This is a genomic window from Pseudomonas soli (assembly GCF_900110655.1).
In the GTDB taxonomy this organism is placed as follows: domain Bacteria; phylum Pseudomonadota; class Gammaproteobacteria; order Pseudomonadales; family Pseudomonadaceae; genus Aquipseudomonas; species Aquipseudomonas soli.
Genome location: NZ_FOEQ01000029.1, coordinates 1 through 6,473 on the forward strand (window position 1 = coordinate 1; position 6,473 = coordinate 6,473).

Genomic DNA, 6,473 nt, shown 5'->3' on the forward strand with positions numbered 1-6,473 from the left:
GACAACCTGGCCTATGTGATCTACACCTCGGGCTCGACCGGCAAGCCAAAAGGCACGCTGCTGCCGCACCACAACCTGCTGCGCCTGTTCAAGGCGACGGACGCCTGGTTTGGCTTTGATGCGCAGGATGTGTGGACGCTGTTCCACTCGTACGCCTTCGACTTCTCGGTGTGGGAGATCTTCGGTGCGCTGCTGCATGGCGGTCGTCTGGTGATCGTGCCGCGTGAGGTGACCCGCTCGCCGGAGGACTTCCACCAGTTGCTGGTGGAGCAGGGCGTGACCGTGCTGAACCAGACCCCGTCGGCGTTCAAGCCGCTGATGCGCGTGGCCTGTGACAGCACTGCCGATCTGGCGCTGCGCTACGTGATCTTCGGCGGCGAAGCCCTGGATCTGGCCGCTTTGCAGCCATGGTTCGAGCGCTTCGGCGAAGAGTGCGACAACCTGATCAACATGTACGGCATCACCGAGACCACGGTGCACGTGACCTACCGGCCGATCCGCTTTGCCGACACGCAACAGGCGGGCAGCCCGATCGGCGCGGCAATTCCGGACCTGTCGATGTATGTGCTGGACGCTGACTTCAATCCGGTGGCCAAGGGCTGCACGGGCGAGCTGCATGTCGGCCACGCCGGCTTGGCACGGGGTTATCACAACCGCGCCTCGCTGACCGCCGAACGCTTCGTGCCGGACCCGTTCTCCAGCGAGGGCGGACGCCTGTACCGCACCGGCGACCTGGCGCGTTACCGCGAGCAGGGCGTGATCGAGTACGTGGGGCGGATCGACCACCAGGTGAAGATCCGCGGCTTCCGTATCGAACTGGGCGAGATCGAAGCGCGCCTGCAAGAGCATGCGGCGGTGCGCGAAGTGCTGGTGCTGGATATCGACGGGGCAGGGGGCAAGCAACTGGCGGCCTACCTGATCGCTCAAGATCCAGCTGCCGATCACGCAACCCTGCGCGACACGCTGAAACAGCACCTCAAAGCCAACCTGCCGGACTACATGGTGCCGACGCACTTCCTGGTCTTGGACCAGTGGCCACTGACCGCCAACGGCAAGCTGGACCGCAAGGCGTTGCCGAAGCCGGACGCCAGCCAGCTGCAACAGGGCTACGTGGCCCCGCGCACGGCGCTGGAGCAGCAACTGGCGGCGATCTGGGCGGAGGTGCTCAAGGTCGAGCAAGTGGGCCTGCACGACAACTTCTTCGAACTCGGCGGCCACTCGTTGCTGGCCACCCAGGTGACCTCGCGGATCCGCCAGCGCCTGAATGTGGAAGTCCCGCTGCGCAGCCTGTTCGAATCCGCCGACCTGCAAGCCTTCGCCCAGACCACCGGCCAAGGTGCGGCCAGCCAGGCACCGGCGTTCAGCGTCGTGGATCGCAACCAGCCGTTGGCCTTGTCCTACGCCCAGCAACGCCAGTGGTTCCTCTGGCAGCTGGAACCGGCCAGCGCTGCCTACAACATCCCTTCGGCCCTGCGCCTGCAAGGCGAGCTGGATATCGAGGCGCTGCGCAGCAGCTTCGCCGCGCTGATCGCCCGTCACGAAACCCTGCGTACTACCTTCCGCCAGCAGGGCGACAGTGCCGAGCAGGTGGTACATGCGCGGCTGGAAACGCCGCTGGACATCACCACGGCGGCCCTGGACCAAGCCGGCGTGCAGGCCTGGGTCGAGAAGCAGGTACGCCAGCCGTTCGACCTGGAACACGGCCCGCTGCTGCGCGCCGGCCTGCTGCGCCTGGCCGCCGACGAGCATGTGCTGGTACTGGTCCTGCACCATATCGTTGCCGACGGCTGGTCGATGCCGATCCTGGTCGACGAACTGGTGCGCGGCTATGAAAGCCATCTGCACGGTCAGGCCCCGCAACTGCCGGCGCTGGCCTTCCAGTACGCCGACTACGCGGCCTGGCAGCGCCAGTGGATGGAAGCCGGTGAGCAACAGCGTCAGCTCGACTACTGGCAGGCGCGCCTGGGCAGCACACAGCCGATCCTCGAGCTGGCCACCGATCGCCCGCGCCCTGTGGTGCAGCAGTATGAGGGCGCGCGCCTGCCGGTGGACCTCGAGCCAAGCCTGGTTGCCCAGCTCAAGACGCTCGCCGGGCAGCATGACGTGACCCTGTTCATGCTCCTGCTGGCCTCGTTCCAGGCCTTGCTGCATCGCCACAGCGGCCAGTCGGACATCCGTGTCGGCGTGCCGGTGGCCAACCGCACCCGGGCCGAGACCGAAGGCCTGATCGGCTTCTTCGTCAACACCCAGGTGCTGGATGCGCGCTTCGAACCGCAGATTCGTTTCGACGAGCTGCTGCAACAGGTCAAGCACACCGCCCTGGGCGCCCAGGCGCACCAGGAGCTGCCCTTCGAGCAACTGGTCGAAGCCCTGCAGCCCGAGCGCAGCCTGAGCCACAGCCCGCTGTTCCAGGTGATGTTCAACCACCAGACCCAGGTGCTGGGTGAATCCCGCGTACTTGCGGGCCTCAGCCTGCAGGGGCTGGTTTCGGACAAGCAGACCGCACAGTTCGACCTGACCCTGGACACCGCCGAACACGAAGGCGGCCTGAGCGCGACCCTGACCTACGCCACCAGCCTGTTCGAGCCGGCGACCGTGGCGCGCATGGCCGAGCACTGGCGCAACCTGTTGCAGGGCATCTGCCAGGACGCCGGGCTGCGCGTCGCCGAACTGCCGCTGCTGAGCCGCGAGGAGCGCGAGCGCACCCTGTACGCCTGGAACGACAGCGCCGCCGACTACCCGCGCGGGCAGACCGTCCAGCAGCTGATCGAGGCACAGGCTGCCCGCGCGCCGCAGGCCGTCGCCGCGGTGCTGGGCGAGGAGTCGCTGAGCTACGCGCAACTGAACCAGCGCGCCAACGCCTTGGCCCACCACCTGCGCAGCCTGGGCGTCGGCCCCGATGTGCTGGTGGGGATCGCGGTGGAGCGCAGCCTGGACATGCTCGTCGGCCTGCTGGCGGTGCTCAAGGCCGGCGGCGCCTACGTGCCGCTGGATCCGCAGTTCCCCGAGGATCGCCTGGCCTACATGATGGAAGACAGCGGCATCGCGCTGCTGCTGACCCAGTCCAGCCTGGTGCAACGCCTGCCGATCCCGCCGCAGGTGCGCAGCCTGTGCCTCGACCAGGCGCTGCCGGGCGAATACGGCGAGGACAATCCGCGCCCGCTGGCACAGCCGGAAAACCTTGCCTATGTGATCTACACCTCCGGTTCCACCGGCAAGCCCAAGGGCGTGACCATCCGCCACGATGCGCTGGTCAACTTCCTCTGCAGCATGGCGCGCCAGCCGGGTATCGATGCTCATGACAAGGTGCTGTCGCTGACCTCGCTGTCGTTCGATATCGCCGGCCTCGAGCTGTACCTGCCGTTGCTGCGCGGTGCCTGCGTGGTGCTGCTGGGCGAGCAGGTGAACAAGGACCCGCAGGCGTTGCTGGCGGTGATCCAGGCCCAGGCGGTCAGCGTCGTCCAGGCCACCCCGTCGACCTGGCGCATGCTGCTGGACGCCGCGGCGCCCGGAGCCTTCGCCGGCAAGAAGGTACTGTGCGGCGGCGAGGCGCTGAGCGCCGAGCTGGCCCAACGCCTGATCGCCCAGGCCGGGCATGTGTGGAACGTCTACGGCCCGACCGAGACCACCATCTGGTCGGCCTGCCATTACCTGACCGACAGCGACGACGTGTGGCTGGGGCGGCCATTGGCCAACACCCGCCTGCACGTGGTCAGCGACGAGCTCGACGTGCTGCCGCAAGGCGCGCGTGGCGAGTTGCTGATCGGCGGCGACGGCCTGGCGCGGGGCTACCACAACCGCCCGAGCCTGACCGCCGAGCGTTTCGTGCCGGACCCGTTCGCCAGCGAGCCGGGCGCGCGCCTGTATCGCACCGGCGACCTGACCCGCTACCGTGAGGACGGGGCGGTCGAGTACGTCGGGCGCCTGGACCACCAGGTGAAGATCCGTGGCTTCCGTATCGAGCTGGGCGAGATCGAGGAGCGCCTGCTGTTGCATCCGGCGATCCGCGAGGCCGCGGTGATCGATATCGATGGCCCGGTCGGCAAGCAATTGGCGGCCTACCTGGTGCTGCACGATGCGCAGCAAAGCGTGGAAGCGCTGCGCGGCGAGCTGCGTGCACACCTTAAGGCCGGCCTGCCGGACTACATGGTGCCGAGCCATCTGGTCGGCCTGGCGCGCATGCCGCAGACCCCCAACGGCAAGCTCGACCGCAAGGCCCTGCCGCTGCCGGATGCCAGCCAGCTGCAGGCAACCCACGTGGCACCGGTCACGGAGCTGGAGCGCAAGCTGGCGGCGATCTGGGCCGAGGTGCTGCAGGTCGAGCGGGTGGGCCTGCAGGACAACTTCTTCGACCTCGGCGGGCACTCGCTGCTGATCGTCCAGGTGATCGGCCGGGTGCGCGAGCAACTGGGCGTCGACCTGAGTCTCAACGAGCTGTTCGAGCAGGCCACGCTGGCCGACTTCAGCCAGGTGGTGGAGCGCAAGTCGGGGCAGGTCGCCAACGCCCATGACGAGCTGACTAAATCCTTGGAGGCCTTGAAACGTCTTACTGCACAGGAAATAGATAATCTGATCGCTTAGCGGGAGACATTCAAAGTGCAAGAGCTGCTCGACTCCGTAAAGTCGCTGTCCACCAGGGAGCGCAAGGCATTGGCAGCCTTGCTCAAGCGCCAGGGTGTCAACCTCTACGGGGTCACCCCGATCTTCAGAAGGGACTCGGCGGACGGGGCAGCGCTTTCCTATGCACAGCAGCGCCAGTGGTTCCTCTGGCAGCTCGACCCGCACAGCGCCGCCTACAACATCCCGGCGGCGCTGCGGCTCAAGGGCGCGCTGGATGTCGAGGCGTTGCAGCGCAGCTTCGACAGCCTGGTGGCGCGCCACGAAACCCTGCGCACCACCTTCCGCCAGGAAGGTGACGGGGCGGTGCAGATCGTCCATCCGCCAATGCCCGTGGCGCTGGCGGTGGAGCCCTTCGTGCCTGCGGATTCGACGGATCTGCAGGCAGCCATCCGCGCGCGGGTAGAGGCCGAGGTGCAGCAGCCGTTCGACCTGGAGCATGGTCCGTTGCTGCGGGTCAGGCTGCTGGTGCTGGGGCCTGAAGAGCATGTGCTGATCCTGACCGTGCACCATATCGTTTCCGATGGCTGGTCCACGCCGATCCTGGTGGACGAGCTGATCCGCCTGTACGAGGGCTTGCGCCTGGGCTCGCCGGTGACCCTGGTCGAGCTGCCGATCCAGTACGCCGACTACGCCCTGTGGCAGCGCGACTGGATGGAGGCGGGCGAGCAGGAGCGCCAGCTCGGTTACTGGCGCGAGCAACTGGCGGGCGAGCAGCCGTTGCTGGAGCTGCCTGTCGACCGCCCGCGGCCGTCGGTGCAGAGCTTCCAGGGCGCACGTCTGGGCATCGATATCGATGCCTCCCTGGCGCAGGGACTCAAGGCCCTGGCGCGCCAGCAGGGGGTGACCCTGTTCATGCTGTTGCTGGCCTCCTTCCAGACCCTGCTGCATCGCTACAGCGGGCAGGCCGACATCCGTGTCGGCGTGCCGGTGGCCAACCGTACCCGTGCCGAAACCCAGGGGCTGATCGGCTTCTTCGTCAACACCCAGGTGCTCAAGGCCGAGTTCGCGCCGCAGACCACCTTTGCCGCGTTGCTGCAGCAGGTGCGTGAAACCTCGCTGCAGGCCCAGGCGCACCAGGACCTGCCGTTCGAGCAACTGGTCGAGGCGCTGCAGCCCGAACGCAGCATGAGCCACAACCCGCTGTTCCAGGTGCTGTTCAACCACCAGGCCGAGAGCCCGGGCATGGTCCGTGAGCTGGGCGGGTTGCAGGTCGAGGGCTTGAGCTGGGAAGCGCAGACCACCCAGTTCGACCTGATCCTCAACACGGCCGAGCACGAGGGTGGGCTGATTGCGGCGTTCACCTATGCCACCTCGCTGTTCGATGCGGCCACGGTCGAGCGCATCGGCCGGCATTGGCGCAACTTGTTGCAGGGCATCTGTGCGGATCACGCCCAGCGTGTGGCGCAGTTGCCGTTGCTCGATGCGGCAGAGCTGGGGGCGTGGACGGCTGATGTGCAGCGTTACCCGAGTACCGAATGCACCCATGCGCTGATCGAGCAGCAGGCGGCGCGCACGCCTGAAGCGATCGCCGTGACCTTCGCCGGGCAGGCGCTGAGCTATGACCAGCTCAACCGCCGCGCCAACCGCCTGGCACACAAGCTGCGCGCACAGGGCGTGGGGCCGGATGTGCTGGTGGGCATCGCCGTGGAGCGCGGGTTCGAGATGATCGTCGGCCTGCTGGCGATCCTCAAGGGCGGGGGCGCCTATGTGCCGCTGGATCCGGAGTACCCGCAGGATCGCCTGAGCTACATGATGGAGGACAGCGGCATTCAGTTGCTGCTGACTCAAGGCCATCTGCTGGCCGGGCTGCCGGTGCCGGCGCACGTGCGCAGCCTGTCTCTCGAAGATGATCT

Annotated in this window: 2 protein-coding genes; both read left to right on the forward strand. The window is 67.3% G+C overall.

Annotation, left to right across the window (positions count from 1 at the left end):
* Positions 1 to 4,581, forward strand: a 4,581-nt coding sequence (locus tag BMY03_RS25905; protein ID WP_143067585.1) for a non-ribosomal peptide synthetase, incomplete at its 5' end; no start/stop codon positions are given.
* A 15-nt stretch (positions 4,582 to 4,596) separates the two neighbouring features.
* The coding region (locus BMY03_RS25910; RefSeq protein ID WP_143067586.1) for a condensation domain-containing protein at positions 4,597 to 6,473 on the forward strand (1,877 nt) is incomplete at its 3' end.